Consider the following 21,174-nt stretch of genomic DNA (forward strand, 5'->3'; position numbering starts at 1 on the left):
TCAATAAACCACTGCGTCTATGAGTTCTCATAGACACTTTGTTAAATTTTATGACTTTTAGGTCATCCACTTCAACTCTTTAATATGTAGTTTACATGTAGCTTACACAATAAAGTGCGTCTTCTTGAATGAGTGGCTTATTAATCGAATGTCTACTTTAACAAATACTATAAAATCATTATCGTCTGTTAAAATAGCTGATTCTCCTCCTCTATCAAAATTATAATGAGAAACAACAATTTTTAAGATCATAAGAAACTCAAAAAATAATGATGATTCTCTTTATTATTATTATTATTCACATTATAAACTATAAAATTCCAATATCTAATACCATTTTTTTGTCCTCCTTATTTTATGAGGTTATAAAGCTTTACAGTTTTATTGTAATATAAAAACGATTTGAAAGCAATATGAAAAGAAAAAAAAAAAAAAAAAACGCTTTCCAAAATTATCACCTGTTATTTCTAGTTAATAAATACTGGTTTTCATAGCAATATAACATAGTATTACTTCTCAAATTGAACCAAAAAATGTACACCAAGCTATTTCTAAAAAAACTAAGTGTACATTGTTTCATTAATTTTTCATTTTTTAAATTTTTTCTAAAAACTTTTCCTTAATCTAATAAAGCGTACTCTCTATTTCTTAAATTCACATACAATACATGAATAGCCGAAATTGCATTTATTAGCAAAATATAATAAGCAATGTTTTCCACGTATAATCCTACAAAACTTAAAATAATAGTAAATAACGGTGAACTTATTCGAAAAATTTGAACTATACTTTTTCTATAATCCTTATCATTAATTTTTATAAAATTAGTCCTTAATTTTATACTAATTGACACCCCTAATGCCACTATTAATGATAATAATATCACTTGCAATGGTAAAAATACTTCGCATATAACCAATATGAAGAATACTATATCAAAAATTATGTAAGACATAAGTATTCTATTTAAATTCATATCATATTTCTTAGTAAGTATTAAAAATAAAACTACTGTTAGTCCTGGTATAAAAAATACAATACTAGAATACTGTATTAAATTCCTAGCCGCTAATTGTTTTATAAACAACGGTATAAAAAACACTGCTGTTCCAGACAATAATGCTGTATTGATTATAATATATTTTCTTTTCAACTTATTAAAAACTAATCTTTCAGAATTTTTCTCAGTTTCATTTTTAAAATTATTTATTTTGAAACTTGAAAATAAAACAAACACAATTATAAATACTATTAAATATTCATCAATATTCACCTTATAAATATAACTACCTAAAGAAAAACCAAGTAATTTTGACAAGTTGCTGTATAAGGATATATCTGTCACTCCAGCTTTGATAGACTTACTTTCCTCTATTACAAATAAATTGTAATTAAGCAGAACTATTGATATTAATAAGTAATAAACAAAATAAAATGTTAAGACATAGTATAAATTTATGTTATTCTTAAGAATAAATACTACTACTGAAAAAACTATTAATATATAATAAAAATACTTTGTTTTTATACTAGTTAATAATCTGAAATAACTAGTATCTAGAAAAATAAATATTTCTATCAAAGTAGTTATTAACAAAATAAAATATATAGGAAAATTATATACAGATATAAATTTCACCGTTATATATGAATATAAAACACTCAAAATTAAGTTCAAACATAAATACAAACTTCTCGCTAATTTAACATTAAATTCTATAAAGAACACCTCCTATATGATTCATTTTGTTCTTATTTATTATAACTCTCTAACCTTCTTAACTATTATGATCCTGTACTTTGATATTTTTTTAATCCGAAATTCCATATTGTTTTATAGATTAGTATAAGTAGAAGCGGTCCAAATAATATTAAAAGCCATGTTTCTAAATTAAAACTATCATGCGAATTTATTAAATTTACCACTAGGAAATATCCCACAAACGCGAATGGAATAATTATTAGTACTACTTTAATAAAAAACGGATAAATATTAACTGGATAATTTGCTAATTGATACAATTGCCATAAAACTGATTTTATACCATCATTTGTTATCGAAAAAAAACTAATTGATACTAGTGCTAAGTATATAGCCTCTCTTACTAAAACTGCAGATATTGTAAATAAAATGAATTTTACTATAAATAAATAATTTACATCAATATCTAAGTTATATAATGAAAAAATCACAATTACTACACCTGTAATTAACTCAAATAAAGCTTCCTCATCTAATTGGAAAATAATAAATTGATAAAGTATATTAAGCGGTCTTAATAAAAATAAATCAAGTTCTCCAGTTTGAATCAAATATGGAACTTCTAAAGTTGTCACGAAGAAAAATTCCCATAACGCCGATGTTAATGTTAGAAAACCATATAAAAATAACAATTGATATAAAGAAAAGCCACCGATTAATTCTGTATAATTAAGCGTAATAAGTAATACAAATAATGTTGTAAGAGTATCTAGTAAATAACCCAAATTTCCTATAATAAAATCTAGTTTATAACTCAATATCCTTTTTACATCCATTTTAAAAAACTCTGCATATAAATATAAATGTTTCTTCATATTAACCTCCCATTATATCAAACTTGTTAAATACATATTGTGATAGTTTTTTTGAAATTATCAATAATATGATTAACCAAAACATCTGTACACCAAGAATAAATAAGACTTTTCCTAAATCATTATCATGTACAATAATAGAAATAGGTGCATACATTACAGCGTAAAATGGAGTTACCTCTGATATTCTTAACAATAGTTTCGGATATAAATCTAAAGGTAGCAATCCTCCACCGAAAATAATAAGAAGAGCATTGACTAATTCAGATACGCCGTTTATTCTTATAAATACTGTTGATAATAATGCAATAATATAACCTAATAAAAACGCAACAATATAACTCAAAATATACACGAATATAAAAAGTACAAACCTCTTAAGAGATATGGTTCTAAATATTAAATTATAAAACAGTAAAATATAAATAACTAAAATCGGCAGTACTTGAAATTTTAATTTATAGAGAAAATTGCCTAAAGTAGTGAAAAACGTTATAACTATTAATCTATTAGGCTTATTCAAATAATTAATAATAGTACCTTTTAAAATCTTCTCAGATACAAAATTGGTAGTTATTTTTATAGGTAAAACTATTTGTAACATAATCGCAAACAGTACATAAGTTATTATTTCATCAATATTTTTGGAATTGTATTTTTCAACATATATCCAGATACTATACTGTATTAATACCATAGAAAGTGATGCAATTATCTGCATTATCGTATTAAATTTGTATTGTAATAAACTTTTGTATTGATATAAAGTATAAGCAAAAAATCTATTCATATTTATCACCCGTCTTATCCTTCACAAGCAATACTTCTTGTAGATTTAAGTCTAATACTTCAGTTTGTGTAATAATACTTTCATTCGGTAGTAGTTTTATTATATCCAACACATTAAATTTAGTTTCATCAAAAACAAATTCTTTAGAATCAATATTTGTACGTAAAGGCAATATTCCTTCTTCATCTAAATCTACTATATTCTCTCCGTACATTTTTAATTTTTTATATTTATTAAAAATTTGCTTGAAGCTCTTCACTTCACCATCATAATTAATTTCGCCATCACTTATCAAAATCATTCTCTTACATACTTTTTCAATATCAGAAATCTCATGGGTTGTTAGTATGATAGTAGTATTATACTTCTCATTTATTTTTAGTATTAGTTCCATAATTTTCTTCTTTGTTTCTATATCTAAACCGATAGTCGGTTCATCTAAGAACACCAGTTGAGGTTTATGAATAATACTAGCTATAAACTCCCCACGCATTCTTTGTCCTAAAGATAGTTGCCTTACTGGTTGATATAAGTACTCTGTTACATTTAATTCTGTTATCAAATAGTCTAACCATTCTTTATTGTCTACTTCATAGATTTTTGCTAAATACTCAAAAGAATCAATTAGTGGTAAATCCCACCATAAATGTGATTTTTGTCCGAATAGTGCACCTATGTTTTTAGCATTTTTTTGCCTGTTTACAAACGGATCTTTACCGAACACTTTTATTGAACCTTTTGTAGTAGTTAGTATTCCTAACAGTAGTTTTATTGTTGTAGATTTCCCAGCTCCATTATTTCCTATATATCCTACAATTTCTCCTTCTTTAATACTAAAATTTATATCCTTCAATGCTTGTTTAACCGTCTTTTCTGTATTAAAAAAGCTAACTCTATTTTTTATTATGTAATCTTTACTAAGACTCTCAACACTAATTATCTCTTTCATAATATTTCCTCTTATTTTACTGATTTATTATCCGATTCACGATGATTTTCTTCATCAAATTCTCCTATTTTTCTAGAACCTATTCTCCTATTTTTAACTATATTAACGTGTTTTTCTCTTAAAGTCAATATTTTCTGAATATTACGTTTATTTTTCTTTTAATTTACGATAAGGAAATTATTTTCGCTATCGAATTCGGTTATTTTTGAAACAATAAAAAAAACAACCCCATCTCACTAAATCAGGAGATGAGGTTGATACTTAGTAATTTATTTCTTTTGTCTTTTAACTCTTTTTCATAATATTTCCTCTTATTTTACAATCTATTATACCAATCAAAATTTAACCCCATCTCTTTTTTTATAAATTCATAAGACCTTTCTGGTAATGATGAACGTAGTTTCTCCAACTCCACTTTAATTTTGTCCTTAAATAATGTCAATTCATCAGCTTCTTGAAATATAGATATAGAAAACATTAATGAATATATACTCTTCCTTACACTAGATAGTTTTTTCCCTCTTGTTTTATTAATATAATGGTTTGTTCCAGCTAGTCTCTTAACATCTTCTGAATACGGCAATTTATCTATGAATTTCATAAAATTATCATCTATTGGAATCGAGGTACTAGTGCAATAAAATCTCTCATTATGGGCTGTAATATTCCTATAAATACCCAGAATTTCTAGTATTCTAGAAAAATTAACACTGTTTATAAGCAATCCTCCATCCCCTGCTATATTAAATTTTTCTAATATTTTTTCTTTAACTTCATCTATTTGTATATTAAAATATTTACCAACACTTCCAAATGTCATAATATTCATTAAAACCCACATTGGGAGATATGTGTGTTCATCTATATATTTTTTTATATATGCTTTCTTTTTCCTTTGCCTTCCTATATTTGAATATATCATTGTCATAATCTCATCATAGACAGTATCATTTGTATATCTCTTTTTCTTAGGCTTCATGTACTTAAGGGTAGCTAAGTCATACTCTGTTCCAGCTGTTACTGTATATCTATGACCACTTTTTTCTTCTATTTCTTCAACACTAAAAGTTTCCCTATTATAATAAACTCTTCGTAAATACTCATTCTCCTTATGCAAAGTTTCAGAAACTGTTTTGTTCTGACCATAATTAGTATGAACATCATAAAAAGATTGGATTATAGCGTGTTTTAATTTCTCCTCGATAATTAATATTTCTTCTAAAAAAATTAATCTTAATTTCCTATCAAATTGATATAACGCCTCAAAATATTCTGGTATAGTTCCTAAAATATAGTAGTCCTCATTTATATTAGCTGCTGCTGGATAATTACCTTTATTCTCCAAAAATGGATTTTTATAAGCATTTATTAGATTATAATGACTATATTTTTCAAGTATTTTTTTACTAGATTCCTCTATAGTCATACCTCTTTTCACTAATAAATCTATTCTCTCTGTTTGAGTTTTATATATTTTCTCCATAAGTGACCATTCTCCTCTTATTAGAAAAGCCCCCACTGTGTACACAGCAGAGGCTTCTATTCGATCTGTATGTTCAGTATATCATACATTAACTAAAACTACAATAAAAATCCATCATTTTCTAAAATATGTGAATGAAAAGTGATAATGTTCTAAGTAGAAAAAAGAGAAAATATCCTAACACAATAAAAATAGGGTAACACGCAAGTCCTAAATTTTAAAAAAGTGTATATGAGAATTCGTAGAAGAAGTGGTTTATAGATATCTAAATTCTCTTTATAAAAGTTTTTTAGATATCTAATAAACTTTGTGGGAAGATTCGATAAAATCTTGTTTCTTCAAAATCTCGATTTTTGAGTCATTCCCTTGGAGGAATAAAATACACCAAATGTCTAATTTGATTATATAATCTCCCATTTTAATTTTTCTCAACTCTTTTCTTTCCTTTTTCTCTTCTTATTTTTATAAAAAGAAACACAAGAATCATTATAAAATATCCTACATACATAATATTGTTTAAAATATACAATATATAATTGTTTATTAAATATCTATTAATAATATCTATTAATAATATCTATTACTATAATAATTGGAAATATATAAATTAATAATTTTTCAAAAAAATCTTTCTTCAGTTTCATAATTTCTAATCATCTTTTTTCATAATTAACAATATATGTACTAATTTTAAATTATTAAATCTATTCTTCCTCACTTTATTCTCCCATTAATTTCAAAAAACAGACTTTTGATTTAGTAATAACTTAATCTGATACTATAATTTATTTATCTTTTAACAAAAAACAACAATTAATATAACTTTCTACTATTTCTCCAATTTTATTATCATCTGTCAAATTTGGAATTTTTTCTTTAGTTTTTTCTATTAATAAATTTCTATCTAATAAATGTATATCCTCGGTTGCTATTTCATCAGTAATGTCCGAATAGAATATAAGCAAATCTTCAGTTTGCTCTGTATTTAACCCATTTTTAAAACAAGCAAATGTAAATGACGGTTCTTCACCGTACTTAACCCTTAAATAATCTACTAGTTCAACAATAATTTTAAAATTTAGTAAATTATCATTAAACATTTTTTCAATCATAGGATCCATAATTATTTTCCCCTTTCTATTGTACTTATTTACAGATATAATTATATCATTCTCTCATACCAAAAATAAATATCTTTAATTCACTTCGAAAAAATATATTTTAATTTATAGCAGATAAATCTACGATATTTTTTTAAGACTCATTAGTGATATTACTATAATGATAATTAAAGAATATAAATTTATGTACGAAAAATATTCTTTTCCTAATTTTTCTATCAGAAACGCTATTATTATACCTCCTAGAGAATACAAGACACTTCCTAAAACTAGAATTAATGATAATACTTGCCCCATTATTTTTCTAGAAATTTTTCTTTGGAAGAATGTTGCTTTATAAATTAGTACTGGTGCTGAAGCGATTCCTGCTATAATAAGTATAATTACTGAAAAAATAATATTCGTACTAAAATAAAACAGTATCAATAATAAACAATGCACTATAATACCTAGGCAAATTAATTTTTCTATTTTAATTTTTGATATAAATTGTAAACCTATTATAAGTGAAGCTAGTATAATACCAACAGATTGTAAAGAATTTAATATTCCATACGCTACACTATCATTATTTAAATTTTGTTCTACATATATTGGTAATAAAACGATAAAACTTCCCCAAGTGAACATATTCCACAATGTCGTGTTAATTGTCATAAGTAATATCTCACTATTTTTTACAATATACTTCATAGAACTAAATATCGTATATTTTTCCTGTCTATCTTCATTGTTACTAAATATTTCGTCACTTTTTATTGTACTTATTATTATTGCTGAAATGAAAAATAATACAGCACCTATTATAAAAGCTATACTATTATTACCTAGCACTCCCATTATTGCCACAGAAATCGAACCAAAGATATAAGAGATGTCGAAAAATATTATCATCAATGCATTAGCTGTTACTAATTGTTCATCATCACACACCTCTTTTATTATTATATCTCCTCCTGCTGATAAAGGAATTCCTATGACGCTATTCAAACCTATCAATAATCCTATAATACTTAAAGATATCTTATCATTAAACGGCAATAAAAAAATAATCAGAAAAATACTAGCTCTTAATAGTAAAAACAAGAACATTGCTCTTCCAATATTAAACCTATCTAACACTTTTGATATTAATGGTCCAAAAACTATAGCTGGCAATTGAGTCAATACACCAAAAACAGCTATCAATAGTGGGTTTTTAGTTTCTTCATAAATTAACCAGATAATACTGATACTAACAAATGATTGTGCTAATGTTATAAAGTTAATCGAAAAAAAATGCTTTATAAAATCAACATTTTTTAAAACACTCATATATTTATTCATAAATTAATTCCTTTTTATTCCATAGTCTCTCATGTCTTATTCTAAAATTTTAATAATATGTGAATTTATAAATTTTAAATATATCTTCTAAAAATTTTTCCCTTATTTTTCATAACATATAAATAATTACTATATTTATTATAATATGAAAATAAAATGGTAACAATTTGAAAATTTTAATATAAAATCATGCACCCTCTACTTCACTTCTCCCTTTTTCTTATAATATTCTTTCGCAAAATCTACGCAACTTTTTAAATCTATACACAGAACTGATGTTTTCTGAATCTCTTTTATTTGATAACTCCCCTTACAATTCTCCAAGAATTCTTTCTGTACTGTTAAAAAATCATCATATATATCTAATTCGATATTAGAGAACTCTAACCACTCTCCATCTACATTAGCACTTTCTTTTATTGTTTTTCGATTTAATGAATACTCTGCAAGATGTAATGCTGTATTAGTTTCAAAATCAGTTCCTAATAACAAAATTTTGGCATTTTGATCATACAATCTCCCTAATGGTGAATTGTATCCTAAGCCATCATCTAATGGATGCTCTTTTATAATTTTCTGTGCTTTTTCTCCTACTGCTGAAAAAGAATATAGTGGATGAGAACTTCTAACAGAATGTTTTAGATTCATAACAAATTCGCTAAATTTTCCCATACCTCGTGTACTAGATAAATTAACATCATAAGATAAACTTTCCTGTTTTATTTTTTCTATCCACTCCTCAGGAACTTTAGGATATTCCCAGTACTCTGGAGACATATTCTCTAAAGATTGTGTTGGAACAACGAGCGTTCCACTTTCTCCTAATCTTTCCATAAGAGCTTCATAAATACATCTTGCACCGCCGATTATATAACCGAATTTACTAAGCGAAACATGTGCAATCAAGATATCACCTTCACCTATTTCTAAATCTTTAAATAAATTTAAAAAATCACTTTTACCTATTGGCATTAAATTATTATCTAAAGCATCACTCATAAACTTATAACTCATACTTGTCCTCCTTATTAAATGGGAGTGACTCAAAATCTTATTTTCGGAAAATCGATTTTTGAGCACTCCCCTATTTTTATTTTTCTATTCAATCTATATCATTTTTTACTAACTTTCACTTGTATCACAATTTTATAATATTATCAAATTTTCCTCTCAGTTCATCACTTATGTCATGGCTAATCATTATTATAGTTAATTCTTTATTTCCTAACAGCATTTCTACTAAACTTTTCGCTGATTCTTTGTCTAAAGCTGATGTTCCTTCATCAATTAAAAGTATTTTTTTGCCATTAAATAACGCTCTAGCTATAGCCAATCTTTGGCGTTGTCCTCCTGAAAGATTTTTTCCATGAACCTCTACTTCTGAATATAAGAAGTCTTTCTGTGTTAATCCCACTTTTTCTAAATACTCAGCTACTTCATTATCCTCTACTACTTCTCCCATAGTTATATTGTCTTTAACAGTACCTGAAAATACGAAATTTTCTTGTTGAATTATAGTCAGCTTTTCTAGTATTTGCTTAGTAGATAATTTTTTCAAATCAATACTACAATACTCTACACTACCTTCATAATTTCTTAATTGTCCTGTAATTATTTTAAATAATGTTGATTTACCAACACCACTATCTCCACTTACTAAATATTTATTCCCCTCTTTTATATCAAGGTTCAAATTATTTAGAATTTCTCTATCACCATAACTGAAATGTAAGTTTTTAATTTTAAATAATGTTTCTCTTAAAGAATATTCAACAGATGAGTGGGTATCCTTATTATTTAACATGAATTCATCATGCTTAGAGAAAATAGGTTTTGTCCCTTTAATAAATGCTATTCTATAACCTACTTGGCTCATACCATCAAATACAAGATTAGCAAACATTCCTACAGCTGCAACTGCACCGATTTCCAAATTATCTTTAACAACTAAATACCCTGTAACAAAAACTAATAACACTTGGAAAAAGACATTTAAGCCAAAGTTAAGCATATAATAATTACTTTCCAATTTACTTTGTTTTACAAATACATTTTTCAAAATTCTACTTATATGAGCTATTCTTTTAGGAATTATTTGTAATTTATTAAGAGAGAAATACGTATCATAACCTAGAATCGTCTCCTCTAACGAAGCTACATAGTTTTCATTTTCTTTAGTAACTTCTGTTCCCATATTATGAAGTTTTTTATTAAAAATTTTTGGAAGATAAATTAATATTCCTGTTCCTATAATAGTAATTAAAGAAATAATCCAGTGATATTTCAATAGAGCATAAAGAGAAAATACCACACCAGAAAGACTGTATATTATAGCAAATATATTCCTCAAACCTTTTTCTTGAATCATTTGAATATCATTGTTAAACCACGATTGATAAACACCAGATGAGTTATCTTTATACTTTTCAATATCTAATTCTACAAGGTTAGTAGACAGATTATCCTTAACATCTATTCCAATATCTTGAATAAAAATCTCCTCTCTTACCTTTACCACCCTATCAATTACTATAATAACAATCCACGTAACTGATAAGAATAAGATAATTTCAAAGAAACTATGTAGATTTCTATTAGTAAGCACAGTTATAGCATCTGCATTTAAAAAGTTACTCTTCATAAGAAATAACTGTCTTAACAATATAAGAAAACAAATTAATAAGAACCTATATTTAAATTTTAAAATATATTTTTTCATAAATACCTCCTACTTTTAATTCCACTTAATTTAATATCATGCTAATAAGGGAAATTTTGAGAACTATATAAAACATCAACTTATATTTATACATTTATTATAGTATGAAAAAAAGATGATAACAATATAAACTTATAATTTTCAGAAAACTTACTCTAATTGTCTTGACACGAAAAAAAAAGTCAGTATAATTAAAGTTACATAAACCTTGTAACTTAAATACAAACAACATTTATGTAATCTATTCAAAGGAGAGCAATATGATTAAAAATATTTTAGAAGTTATAACATTGAACAAATTAAAATTATGGCATTATGTTTATTTTGACATTAATAGTATCAATAGGGACTGTTTACGTTGTATACGCTCGTGTTGATATTGTTGATTCTGTAATATACAAAACAGGGTCTCTTTGGACAAAAGTTGGCGTTATTATTTGTATTTTAATAATAGTAGAATTACTTAGAGCGTGGTTAAAAATTATAATTGCACAATTAGTTAAACAATGGAAAATATATCTAGGTGATAGAATTAGTAAAAACATAGAAACTATGTCTCAATCAGAATTTAATAAGGTTGACTCTGGTGAGCATATGACTAAATATACTTATCAACTTGAATTATTATCTGCGTATTTATTCTCACCATTAACCGGTTTACTTAGTGCTATTGTATTATTTATCTCATCAGTAGTATTTTTATGGCTTATTAATTGGAAATTTGTTGTATTCGCCCTATTATCATCAATCGCTATGTTTTTAATAAGCGGTAAGTTCGGTAATAAAATTAGTGTAGGATATACAAATTTATCAATTTTATCAGGGAAATTTTCTGGAGTTTTAAAGGAATATTTAACAGGTTATGAAGATTTAAAAAATATCGGTAAGATAAATTTATTCTCAAAAAATGTTAAAGCTAGTCAGGTTCAAAAAGAAGATCAACAGTATAGTATTTCTAAATTAATGGCATTTGCTGAGTTAACTTTACAAAGTATCGAGAAGTTACTTGAATTATTAATTTTTATATTTGCGATTTACTTAGTTTTAAAAAATGAATTAACTATAGGAACGATAGCTTCGGTATCTACTATACTAGGCATATACCTTACTTCTATCAATCAATTGGTTGATTTGTATATTAAGGTAATCGGTACAAAAGAAATATTAAATAGCGTTATAACTAAATCAACTGCTAAAGAAACACTTTATCCACACGTTGAAGAAAATATTGAATTTAAAAACTTTAATTATAGTTTCGGAGATAACCATGTCATTAAAAACTTCAACTTTAATATAAATAAAGGTGGAAAATACGCCGTAATCGGTAAAAGTGGTTCTGGGAAATCTACTATAATCAAGTTGCTACTAGGAAAATTACAATCCAACCAAGATAAAGTTTTAATTGATGGGAATCCTCTTGAGATACAAGATGATATTAACTTCTCCAACGAGATTGGATATGTGAGTCAACAAACATCTATTTTCAGCGGTTCAATTCGATATAACATCACTTTAGATGATAGTTATTCAGATGAAGAAATATGGAGCATATTGGAAAAAGTTTGTTTAGCTGATAGAGTTAAAGCTTTATCTGACGGCTTAGATCACAACCTATCTAATATGGGAGAAATCCTATCAGGAGGAGAAAAACAAAGGTTAGTTCTTGCGAGAGTCTTAATTAGAAACTATCCAATTTTAATTCTTGATGAAGCAACCTCAGCATTAGATGAAAAAACAGCAGTACAGATAGAAAACAATATCTTAGCTGACAACAAGTTAACCTTAATAATGATTTCTCACCATATACAAGAAGAAATCAAAAAACAACTAACAGAATGTGTAGAATTAAAAGTACAGTAATATCACTTATTAAATAGATTAAACAAAATGGGAGTGACTCAAAAATCAAGATTTTTAAGTCACCCCCGTTTTTTTATTTTCCCCTATATAATCAAGAAACAACAGTACAACAATTATATTGAATACTTACATTCCAAATTAAAATTTTAAACTAAAAATTTCTACACTTTGAACAGTGTTTTCCTCCAGACTTTGTTCAAAAGTATAAACTTATGCAAATTTCTTATAAAAGTATAAATATCTCATTATAAATAGAAATGAAACTAACACGAATAGAAATGCAAACTTAACTAGATTATCTATAAATTGTAAATAGATAAATACTAATAAAACTCCTGCTACCTCTACCAAATATTCAATTACACTCGCTTTTTTCCAGTTGATTTTGTCATATAAGTCAACTACATAATATTGAGCAATACCTAATATCATAAACGCCAATGCAGCTAAACTATATGCCTTAATATCTGTTTTATCTTGAGTGAAAGCTTCAGGTAAAAAGCTTGTAGTGTTAGTTAAATATTTATTCATCGCTATAAATAAGAAACCTACTACTTCAACTTGCAATACCAACAAACCTAAATCTTTAAGCTTATTCATTTTTCTCCTCCTCCCTTTTAAAATTATTTTATTAACTAATACAATATAATTACTTATACTTATTCAATTATATTATACCATTTTTAAAAACGTATTCAAAATATTTGTGATGCTATGTTACGTGTATTTTTTTATAAGAGTGACTAAAAAGTCCTAATATTTAACAAAGTTCATATAAAAACTCATAAACACAGTGGTTTATTGATATCTAAATTCACTTTATAAAAGCTTTTTAGATATCTAATAAATTTTGCAGAGGATGACTAGACAAAATCTTGTTTCTTAAGAAATCGCGATTTTTGAGTCATTCCTCATTACATATACCTCATCATACATTTTCAAAGTTTCTGGATAAGATCTGTGTGAAATATGAATCAAAGTCTTATCTTTCATACTTAGTAGTAATTTTTCAATTAAGATGTATGTATCTTTATCCAATCCTGATAATGTTTCATCTAAAACTATAACCTGTTTTTCCTGTAATATAGCCCTAATTAATGCTAACCTTTGTTTTTGTCCACCAGATAAGTTTGATTTTCTCTTATCGTACGTAGTATTAATCAAATCAGAAGCATCTTTAATTTTGTCATCTAATCTAGTTTCTTTTATTAAAGTCATTATTTTATCCGCTTCTATGTTTTTATATAAAGTAAGATTATCAATAATTGTACCTACAAATATAAAGCTATCTTGAGGTACATAAGTTATTAGTTGCTGAATTGTGTTGTATTCATAACTGTTAATATTTTTTCCGTTTAAAAAGATGTTACATCCCTCAAGGTTTTTCGTTAATAGTAATGCTAACGTCGATTTTCCACTGCCACTATCTCCTTGAATTAAATACTTTTTACCCTTTTCAAACCTAGCTGAAAAATTACTAAAAATTTCTCTATTATTAAATTTATAACTTTCATTTCGAACCTCTATATTTTTAAAATCGATAATTTTATGACTATCTATATATTCAAACTTCTCTTTAGAATCTAATTCTCTCTTTATATCTTTTACCGATGTTATATTAGCTATAGAAGCTGTTATCAAATTAACAGGCATTACTAACTCTGCAGAAATAGTAAAAATAGATACTATATCCCCTACACTAGTATTTCCTAACAGAGCTTGACGACCTCCTATATATAAAATAGCAATAATAGTAGCGTAGAATACTAATCCTGTTAAAACATTTACAAGTGATACTAAAATATTCTTTCTATTAACAAGTTTATTTATTTTTTTATATTCATTAAGTAATTTTTCATAAAATATATTAGCCGAATCACTATTCTTAATAACCAATAACCCTTCTAAAAAATCTTCAAGTTTATCGTTATAACTAGCCTTTTGTATAGAAATACTATTTTGAACATTTTTCAAATATGACTTGAATAGGTTAGGAATTACAATCGGAAATAGTGACAATCCTATAACCCAAAACGCTGTTGTTACATCTAATTTGAACAACGCTATTGTAGCAAAAATAAAATAAACCATTCCTTGATACAAAGAAAAAATCGTATTATAATATTGATCTTTTACCATTTCAATATCATTGTTCACAGTAGATAATAAATTTTTACTCTTTGTATCTAGTTTATTCCTAAGTAAACTACCCACAAGAGTTCTATGAATATTGAATCCAATTTTGTTTAAATAAATAGTATCTAAAATCTGACGTAAATATTCACATATAAGCATTAGTATAATAATTACAGATAAATAGATAATTTGATCGTAGAATAATTGTTCATTTTTACTAGTGAGGGCATCAACAACATATTTAATTTGATATGAAAAATAAATATTAATTCCCGAGACTGCTGTAATAAGAAATAAAACTACCGCAAATAAAAATTTCCTCATATTTCCCACTCCTTAGTTGAGTCCTTCTATTTAAAATTTCAGTTTTTATTTTATAATAGCCTTTGAAAATCTAAATACAATAAAAAGAAATTAATTGCTAATAAAAGCTAATCAATTTCTTTCTTAATATTTGATATTCTAAAATAATTCAATCTATAGATTAACTTTCCACTCAACATAAAATCCAATTAACGTTTTGTTAAATTATAGAAATTATATCAAATAAAAAATTGGTAGTCAATGTTATTTCTGAAAATTCAAGGTTGTTTTTAGAATTTATTAATTCTTAAATTAAATTCCAGTTCAAATATAAAAGAATTTAACCTAAAACTAATCGTTTAACTGAAACTAAAAAAATACATATCTTCTCTTTTCTATTATATTAATGGTACTCCATACAAAAAAGCTAGGAAAAATTCCTAGCTTAACATTCACACTTGAAATATAGGTAGTGAATCACCTTCCTTTATACTACTATATTTCTACTAGAAAATCAATTTTTATATTTTGTTTTAAAAAATTATCATATTAATAAATCTATACTTATTATTTTATATAATTGAATTTCATTTTGTCTTCTTTCTATTTTGTAAGTTCAAATACTCGAACTTAATTTTATTATATACTAACATTTTCTAATTTCTAACAAGAAAGTTCAATTTCTTTGAACTTTTATTAAAATCATGATATTATGAATCTAACAGGAGGTGAAGTTTATGGCGACTTCTACTGAAAGAATAAATCAAATAATGAAAGAAAAAAAATTAAGACAAATAGATGTTCTTAATTTAGCTAAACCATTTCAACAGAAATATAATATAAAATTTTCTAAAAGTCACTTATCTCAATATGTAAATGGTAAATCGAATCCAGATAACGAAAAAATCTTCTTATTATCAAAAGTATTTGGCGTTACAGAAGCGTGGTTATTAGGATACAATGTACCTAGATATGAAAGAATAGAAAATACTGGACCTCAAACCCCACAAGGTCTAAAGATTCCAGTATTAGGAACAGTTGCAGCAGGAATACCTATCTCAGCTGTTGAAGAAATCCTAGACTATGAGGAAGTACCTCAATCGTGGAAAAACCAAGGTGAATTCTTTGGACTTAGAATTAGCATGAAACCAGATATAAATCATGGAGATACTGTTATAGTAAGGAAACAATCAACAGCTAACAATGGAGATGTGGTGATCACTCTAGTAAATGGGGATGATGTCACTTGTAAGAAGTTTGAAAAGCTTGATAATGGAATAATACTAATATCTAATAACTCAGAATACTCACCTATGTACTTTTCAAATGAAGAAGTAGTAACAAAACCAGTAGTAATTTTAGGACGAGTTGTTGAGTTAAGAAGGAAGTTTTAGAAAGGAAGGAATAATGAAATCAATATTTAAAGAAGCTCAAAGAATATTTGTAAGTGTCATGGAATATCATCAGTATAAATTCAAATATCTTCCAGAATCAGTTTTATTTAAAGCTAAACAATTTTATAAAGAGGCTCAAGGGAAAAATACTAAGTTCTTTCCAAAGTTTAAACGTGGAACAATTGTGTATGTGAAATTTGGAGTTAATATTGGTTCTGAATTGAGTGGTAACCATTTTGCTATTGTATTAGATAAATACGATAAGGTTACAAAGAGTACAATCACAGTAGTTCCACTGTCTTCAAAAAACAATAAATATTATCAAGAACTAAATCCTTATGATAATATTTATTTTAAAAATTCTAAGTATCACCTTAATAAAATCGATGAGTTAATATCTAAGTGGGAAGTAAAATCCAAGGAATATATTTCTGAAATCGATGCTTCAAGACCTAACAATCTTAATGATTTTAAAAATTATGTAACGAAATTATTAATAGCAAATGATGGAATTATGACTGACGATATTCAAAAAAATATAAACAACTATTCCGAAGAATTAATAACCAAGGCATTATATAAATTAAAAAAAGGAAATAAAGAATTCTTAGAATCTAAAGACCAACACTTTAAAGGTATAGAAAAATATAAGAAATATAAAAATAAAGATAGTTATGCTTGTGTGAATATGATACAAACTATAGATAAAAGAAAACTGACGCCAGTTTCAGAATTTGAAAGTGCTGGAAATATTACAATTTCAGAAGAATCAATGAATCTTATAGAAAACAGAATAAGAAAGATTTACTTTAACATTTGACAAATAAATAAAAAAATGAGATACTATTAATATAAATTAGTGGTGAAACATCCACAACAATATCATTATTCGCTGTGAAACATCAGCATCAATATCATATTAAGAGTATCTCAATACGAGGTACTCTTTTCTTTTTTATAACTAAAAAGTTGATCCACTTGATATTTTATATTATAATTAAGTTACTAACATAGATACTTAATTATATCTATCGCAAATCTTAACTAGAACTTAGTGATCGTAACCGTTGGTAACTAATTACTGACGGTTTTTCTTTTTTAACTAGTCAAAATCAATCAGTTTAGACAAAATAAAAACTCTCTACACTTCCTCCTTTTAATACTCCCCTACAACTTTGTATTTTCTCAGTATATATTTTAATTGTTCACCCGTAACATCTTCGTATTTATAATCTATATTTTCTACTGCTAGATAGTTCAATACTTTCCTAATGCTAACATATCCTTTTTTTGCAACCACGATATGATCTAGCATTTCAATACCAACTATTTCACCAACTTCCATTAGATTTATCGTTGTTTTAATATCTTCTATAGAAGGAGTTGCGTCTCCACTCGGGTGGTTATGTACACAGACGATGCTCGAAGCACTATTTTTTATTGCTAGTTTAAATACTTCTCTTGGATGCACTACTGACATAGATAAACTACCTTTGAATACTTCTCTTTTTTCGATTATTTTACCTTTCGTATCAATATCTAATACTACGAAAACTTCTTGCGTTAAATTCTCTAAAGATGATTTTAAATAATTGGCTATTGACTGCGGGCTATCACACTTCACATCTAAAACATTCGTCGCATATATTCTTCTTGCAAACTCTATATTCGCTAGAATATGTATCGCCTTCTCCTGACCTATCCCTTTATGTTTCATAAGTTCTGTTAAAGTTGCATCTCTTAACTTTGTAATGCCACCCATATCTTTTAGAATCATGTCGGAAAGCTCAATTACATTTTGATTTTTTGTACCTGTTCTTAATAATATTGCTAGAATCTCTTTATCACTGAGAGCTAAAGCACCTAATTTTTTGAATTTCTCCCTCGGACGATCTTCTTCACTAAACTCTTTAATAGTGTATGCTACCATAATAATCCCTCCCTTATTAATATTATTGTTAAATAGCTGAGTGCTATGAATGGTACTAGTGGTAGTTTCGTTTTTCTTTTAACTTTTTTCAAAATAATTAATCCAATAGCGAAGAATCCTGCATATAAAAATGTGAAAATTAACAAATACACTCCCTCAAATAAATTTAAATTTAAAGCTAATACACAAAATACTTTTATGTCGCCATAACCTAAACCACCTCTTGTGAAAATATATAATATATGAAAAATAATAACAAGATAAATAAAATCTAAAAAATTGAATAAATAATAGTGAATATATATAGAAGAAAAATTTAATATAATTAGAAGATAAAACAACTCATCATTAACTTCAAATGATTTTATATCTTCTATTCCTAAAAAAATGAGAATAATAAATATACTGACTTCAAGATAACTAATAAAAATAAAATGATTTTGGAAAATAATAAATAATACAATAGTAATAAAAGTAAAAATTTCGTATAAAAATACATCTAATGGAATTTTTTGATTACAGTAACTACATCGTCCTTTTTTAAACAAATAGCTAAAGATTGGAATTAAGTCGCTCCCCCTTAATTCTTTATGGCAACTTGAACAACGACTTCGTCTAAATAGGAACTCTTTTTTATTTTCACTATCTACTAAACATTTGATTGCACTAGCAAATATAAGACTTACAATAACAATAAATATGTATCTTTCCATAAATATCTCCCCTCACTTTATAACCCTTCAATTATATTTTATCATAAGTATATTTACCTAACCAACTTTATCCTTACTGATGTTTTAGCTATTAAATAATATTTTTTTATTCGTAATATTTTTTAAAAATCTCTTCGGAATTCTGTATACAACTTTTCCTCTTGAATAGATTTTCACAAGAAATCATACTCATTTTCAATTTCTATTATCATTCTAGTCCACTCATAGTAATATCTATTTTCAAAAAAATTTACATTTTTTCATTTTTGTAGTATAATATTGTTTATAGTTTCCCGAAGGCAAGATTTCCGCCTTAAGGAAAGTAGTTTTATATTCTTATTCTACACTATTATTTTTATAGAAGGTGATTAAATGATTTTTAAAAAATTTTTGAGAAAAAGTCAAGAAGAGTTAGAAGCTGCGAATCAGCTTTCTCTTCAAGAAATTAACAATACAGTTGATGTTCCAAAAGAAGGAAGCTTTTTAAAGAAAGTCCTGGCTTATAGTGGACCGGGAGCATTAGTAGCAGTCGGTTATATGGATCCTGGTAACTGGATTACCTCTATCGCTGGTGGTGCTCAATATGCGTATAGCTTACTATTCGTTATACTTATATCGAATCTTATCGCGATGTTGCTTCAATCAATGTCTGTAAGATTAGGTATTGTAACTGGTATGGACCTAGCTCAAGCAACTAGAAAGCATACTGGTAAAAAAATGGGATTTGTTCTCTGGATAATTACCGAACTAGCTATTATGGCTACCGATATTGCAGAAATTATTGGTAGTGCTGTAGCTTTAAAATTATTATTCGGTATTCCTTTACTAATAGGGGTTATAATAACTATCTTTGATGTATTCTTACTCCTATTATTAGCACATTTTGGATTTAGAAAAATCGAAGCTATTGTAGCTACCTTGATATTTACAATTCTAATAATATTCTTCTATGAAGTTTTATTAGCTAACCCTAATACCGGCGAATTAATTAAAGGTTTTATTCCGAACAAGGATGTAATTAATAATAAAGGTGCATTATTTATTGCCTTAGGTATCGTGGGAGCTACAGTTATGCCTCACAATCTGTACCTACATTCTTCTATTGTTCAAGCAAGAAGATACGATAGAAAGGACAACAAAGTTAAAAAAGAAGCTATTAGATTTTCTACTATAGATTCTAATATTCAACTTTCAATCGCATTTGTTATTAACTGCTTACTATTAGTTCTAGGTGCTTCTTTGTTTTATGGTCATGGTGATAGTCTTGGACGCTTTACAGACCTTTATAACGCTTTACAAGATAGCAGCATTGTTGGAGTTATTGCTTCACCACTCCTTAGTACACTATTCGCCGTAGCTCTATTGGCCTCTGGTCAAAATTCTACTATTACCGGAACATTATCAGGACAAATAGTTATGGAAGGTTTCATCCACATGAGACTTCCTATGTGGATTAGAAGAATGCTGACTCGTGTAATTGCGGTAATGCCTGTTGTCATTTGTTTAATAATTTTTGGTGATAGTGAACAAGCAATTGAAAGCTTACTGATTTATACACAAGTATTTTTAAGTATTGCTCTACCAATATCCATTATCCCATTAACACTCTATACATCAGATAAAAAACTTATGGGAGAGTTTGTTATTAAAACATGGATGAAAATTGTTGCATGGATCTGTACAGTCGTATTGATAATCTTAAATTTCTGGTTAATAATATCAACATTCATATAAAATAATAGGAGTGACTCAAAAATCGTGATTACTAAAAAATCGATTTTATAGAGTCACCCCTTTTTTCATTTCTTAATATATTTAAATTGTACTTAAACAACAAAAAGAGGCTCTTTGTCAAGTTCGGGGCATGGAAAAA

The 21,174-nt window shown here is 26.6% G+C and carries 17 protein-coding genes; 4 read left to right on the forward strand and 13 right to left on the reverse strand.

Annotated elements, in window-relative coordinates; genetic code table 11:
- Window positions 1–619 precede the first annotated feature (619 nt).
- The 9 genes from HMPREF3186_RS06435 to HMPREF3186_RS06475 all read right to left on the reverse strand — a co-directional run bounded on the left by HMPREF3186_RS06435 (window position 620) and on the right by HMPREF3186_RS06475 (window position 10,965).
- Window positions 620–1,345 (reverse strand): hypothetical protein, encoded by a 726-nt coding sequence (locus tag HMPREF3186_RS06435; RefSeq protein WP_156438981.1) that lies wholly within the window; start codon window positions 1,343–1,345, stop codon window positions 620–622.
- A 440-nt stretch (window positions 1,346–1,785) separates the two neighbouring features.
- Window positions 1,786–2,577 carry an ABC transporter permease gene (locus HMPREF3186_RS06440; RefSeq protein ID WP_060914450.1) on the reverse strand — a complete coding sequence of 264 codons (792 nt, stop codon included), beginning with the start codon at window positions 2,575–2,577 and terminating at the stop codon, window positions 1,786–1,788.
- Between the two features lies 1 nt (window position 2,578).
- Entirely contained in the window at window positions 2,579–3,367 is a 789-nt protein-coding gene (locus tag HMPREF3186_RS06445) for an ABC transporter permease (RefSeq protein WP_060914451.1), read from the reverse strand.
- Window positions 3,360–4,316 (reverse strand): ABC transporter ATP-binding protein, encoded by a 957-nt coding sequence (locus tag HMPREF3186_RS06450; RefSeq protein ID WP_060914452.1) that lies wholly within the window; start codon window positions 4,314–4,316, stop codon window positions 3,360–3,362. The genes HMPREF3186_RS06445 and HMPREF3186_RS06450 overlap by 8 nt, the downstream gene beginning before the upstream one ends.
- Before the next feature lie 316 nt (window positions 4,317–4,632).
- A complete protein-coding gene (locus HMPREF3186_RS06455; RefSeq protein WP_060914453.1) occupies window positions 4,633–5,799 on the reverse strand; it encodes an Abi family protein in 1,167 nt (388 codons plus the stop codon).
- 785 nt (window positions 5,800–6,584) lie between these two features.
- Window positions 6,585–6,920, reverse strand: coding sequence for a hypothetical protein (locus tag HMPREF3186_RS06460; RefSeq protein WP_060914454.1), 336 nt, complete (start codon window positions 6,918–6,920; stop codon window positions 6,585–6,587).
- Between the two features lie 120 nt (window positions 6,921–7,040).
- Window positions 7,041–8,246: an MFS transporter gene (locus HMPREF3186_RS06465; protein WP_060914455.1), complete on the reverse strand. Its 1,206-nt coding sequence runs from the start codon at window positions 8,244–8,246 to the stop codon at window positions 7,041–7,043.
- Between the two features lie 198 nt (window positions 8,247–8,444).
- Window positions 8,445–9,260 carry an AAC(3) family N-acetyltransferase gene (locus tag HMPREF3186_RS06470; protein ID WP_060914456.1) on the reverse strand — a complete coding sequence of 272 codons (816 nt, stop codon included), beginning with the start codon at window positions 9,258–9,260 and terminating at the stop codon, window positions 8,445–8,447.
- Between the two features lie 124 nt (window positions 9,261–9,384).
- On the reverse strand, window positions 9,385–10,965 hold the full coding sequence (locus HMPREF3186_RS06475; RefSeq protein ID WP_060914457.1) for an ATP-binding cassette domain-containing protein: 1,581 nt from the start codon (window positions 10,963–10,965) through the stop codon (window positions 9,385–9,387).
- A 324-nt stretch (window positions 10,966–11,289) separates the two neighbouring features.
- Here HMPREF3186_RS06475 and HMPREF3186_RS06480 point away from each other — a divergent pair, with 324 nt between their 5' ends.
- The gene (locus tag HMPREF3186_RS06480) at window positions 11,290–12,825 is read left to right on the forward strand and encodes an ABC transporter ATP-binding protein (RefSeq protein WP_231724176.1); all 1,536 of its coding nucleotides are present in this window, start codon (window positions 11,290–11,292) and stop codon (window positions 12,823–12,825) included.
- A gap of 210 nt (window positions 12,826–13,035) precedes the next feature.
- On the opposite strand, the gene HMPREF3186_RS06485 is transcribed toward HMPREF3186_RS06480, so the two are convergent.
- Together HMPREF3186_RS06485 and HMPREF3186_RS06490 are read right to left on the reverse strand one after the other, a co-directional pair.
- A complete protein-coding gene (locus HMPREF3186_RS06485; protein ID WP_060914458.1) occupies window positions 13,036–13,425 on the reverse strand; it encodes a hypothetical protein in 390 nt (129 codons plus the stop codon).
- A 282-nt stretch (window positions 13,426–13,707) separates the two neighbouring features.
- Entirely contained in the window at window positions 13,708–15,285 is a 1,578-nt protein-coding gene (locus tag HMPREF3186_RS06490) for an ATP-binding cassette domain-containing protein (RefSeq protein WP_060914459.1), read from the reverse strand.
- A gap of 716 nt (window positions 15,286–16,001) precedes the next feature.
- Between HMPREF3186_RS06490 and HMPREF3186_RS06495 the strand changes: the two genes are divergently transcribed.
- Window positions 16,002–16,658, forward strand: coding sequence for a LexA family protein (locus HMPREF3186_RS06495; RefSeq protein WP_060914460.1), 657 nt, complete (start codon window positions 16,002–16,004; stop codon window positions 16,656–16,658).
- 13 nt (window positions 16,659–16,671) lie between these two features.
- On the forward strand, window positions 16,672–17,478 hold the full coding sequence (locus tag HMPREF3186_RS06500; protein ID WP_060914461.1) for a type II toxin-antitoxin system PemK/MazF family toxin: 807 nt from the start codon (window positions 16,672–16,674) through the stop codon (window positions 17,476–17,478).
- A gap of 336 nt (window positions 17,479–17,814) precedes the next feature.
- Here the strand turns inward: HMPREF3186_RS06500 and radC are convergent, their stop codons facing one another.
- Both radC and HMPREF3186_RS06510 read right to left on the reverse strand, forming a co-directional pair.
- Window positions 17,815–18,588, reverse strand: a complete 774-nt coding sequence (radC, locus tag HMPREF3186_RS06505; RefSeq protein WP_060914462.1) for a RadC family protein — start codon at window positions 18,586–18,588, stop codon at window positions 17,815–17,817.
- Entirely contained in the window at window positions 18,582–19,301 is a 720-nt protein-coding gene (locus HMPREF3186_RS06510) for a prepilin peptidase (RefSeq protein WP_060914463.1), read from the reverse strand. Before HMPREF3186_RS06510 ends, radC begins: the two co-directional genes overlap by 7 nt.
- 372 nt (window positions 19,302–19,673) lie before the next feature.
- On the opposite strand from HMPREF3186_RS06510, the gene HMPREF3186_RS06515 reads away from it, so the two are divergent.
- Window positions 19,674–21,035, forward strand: a complete 1,362-nt coding sequence (locus tag HMPREF3186_RS06515) for an Nramp family divalent metal transporter (protein ID WP_060914464.1) — start codon at window positions 19,674–19,676, stop codon at window positions 21,033–21,035.
- Window positions 21,036–21,174 lie beyond the last annotated feature (139 nt).

The sequence above is a fragment of the Gemella haemolysans genome, assembly GCF_001553035.1.
GTDB classification, from domain to species: domain Bacteria; phylum Bacillota; class Bacilli; order Staphylococcales; family Gemellaceae; genus Gemella; species Gemella haemolysans_B.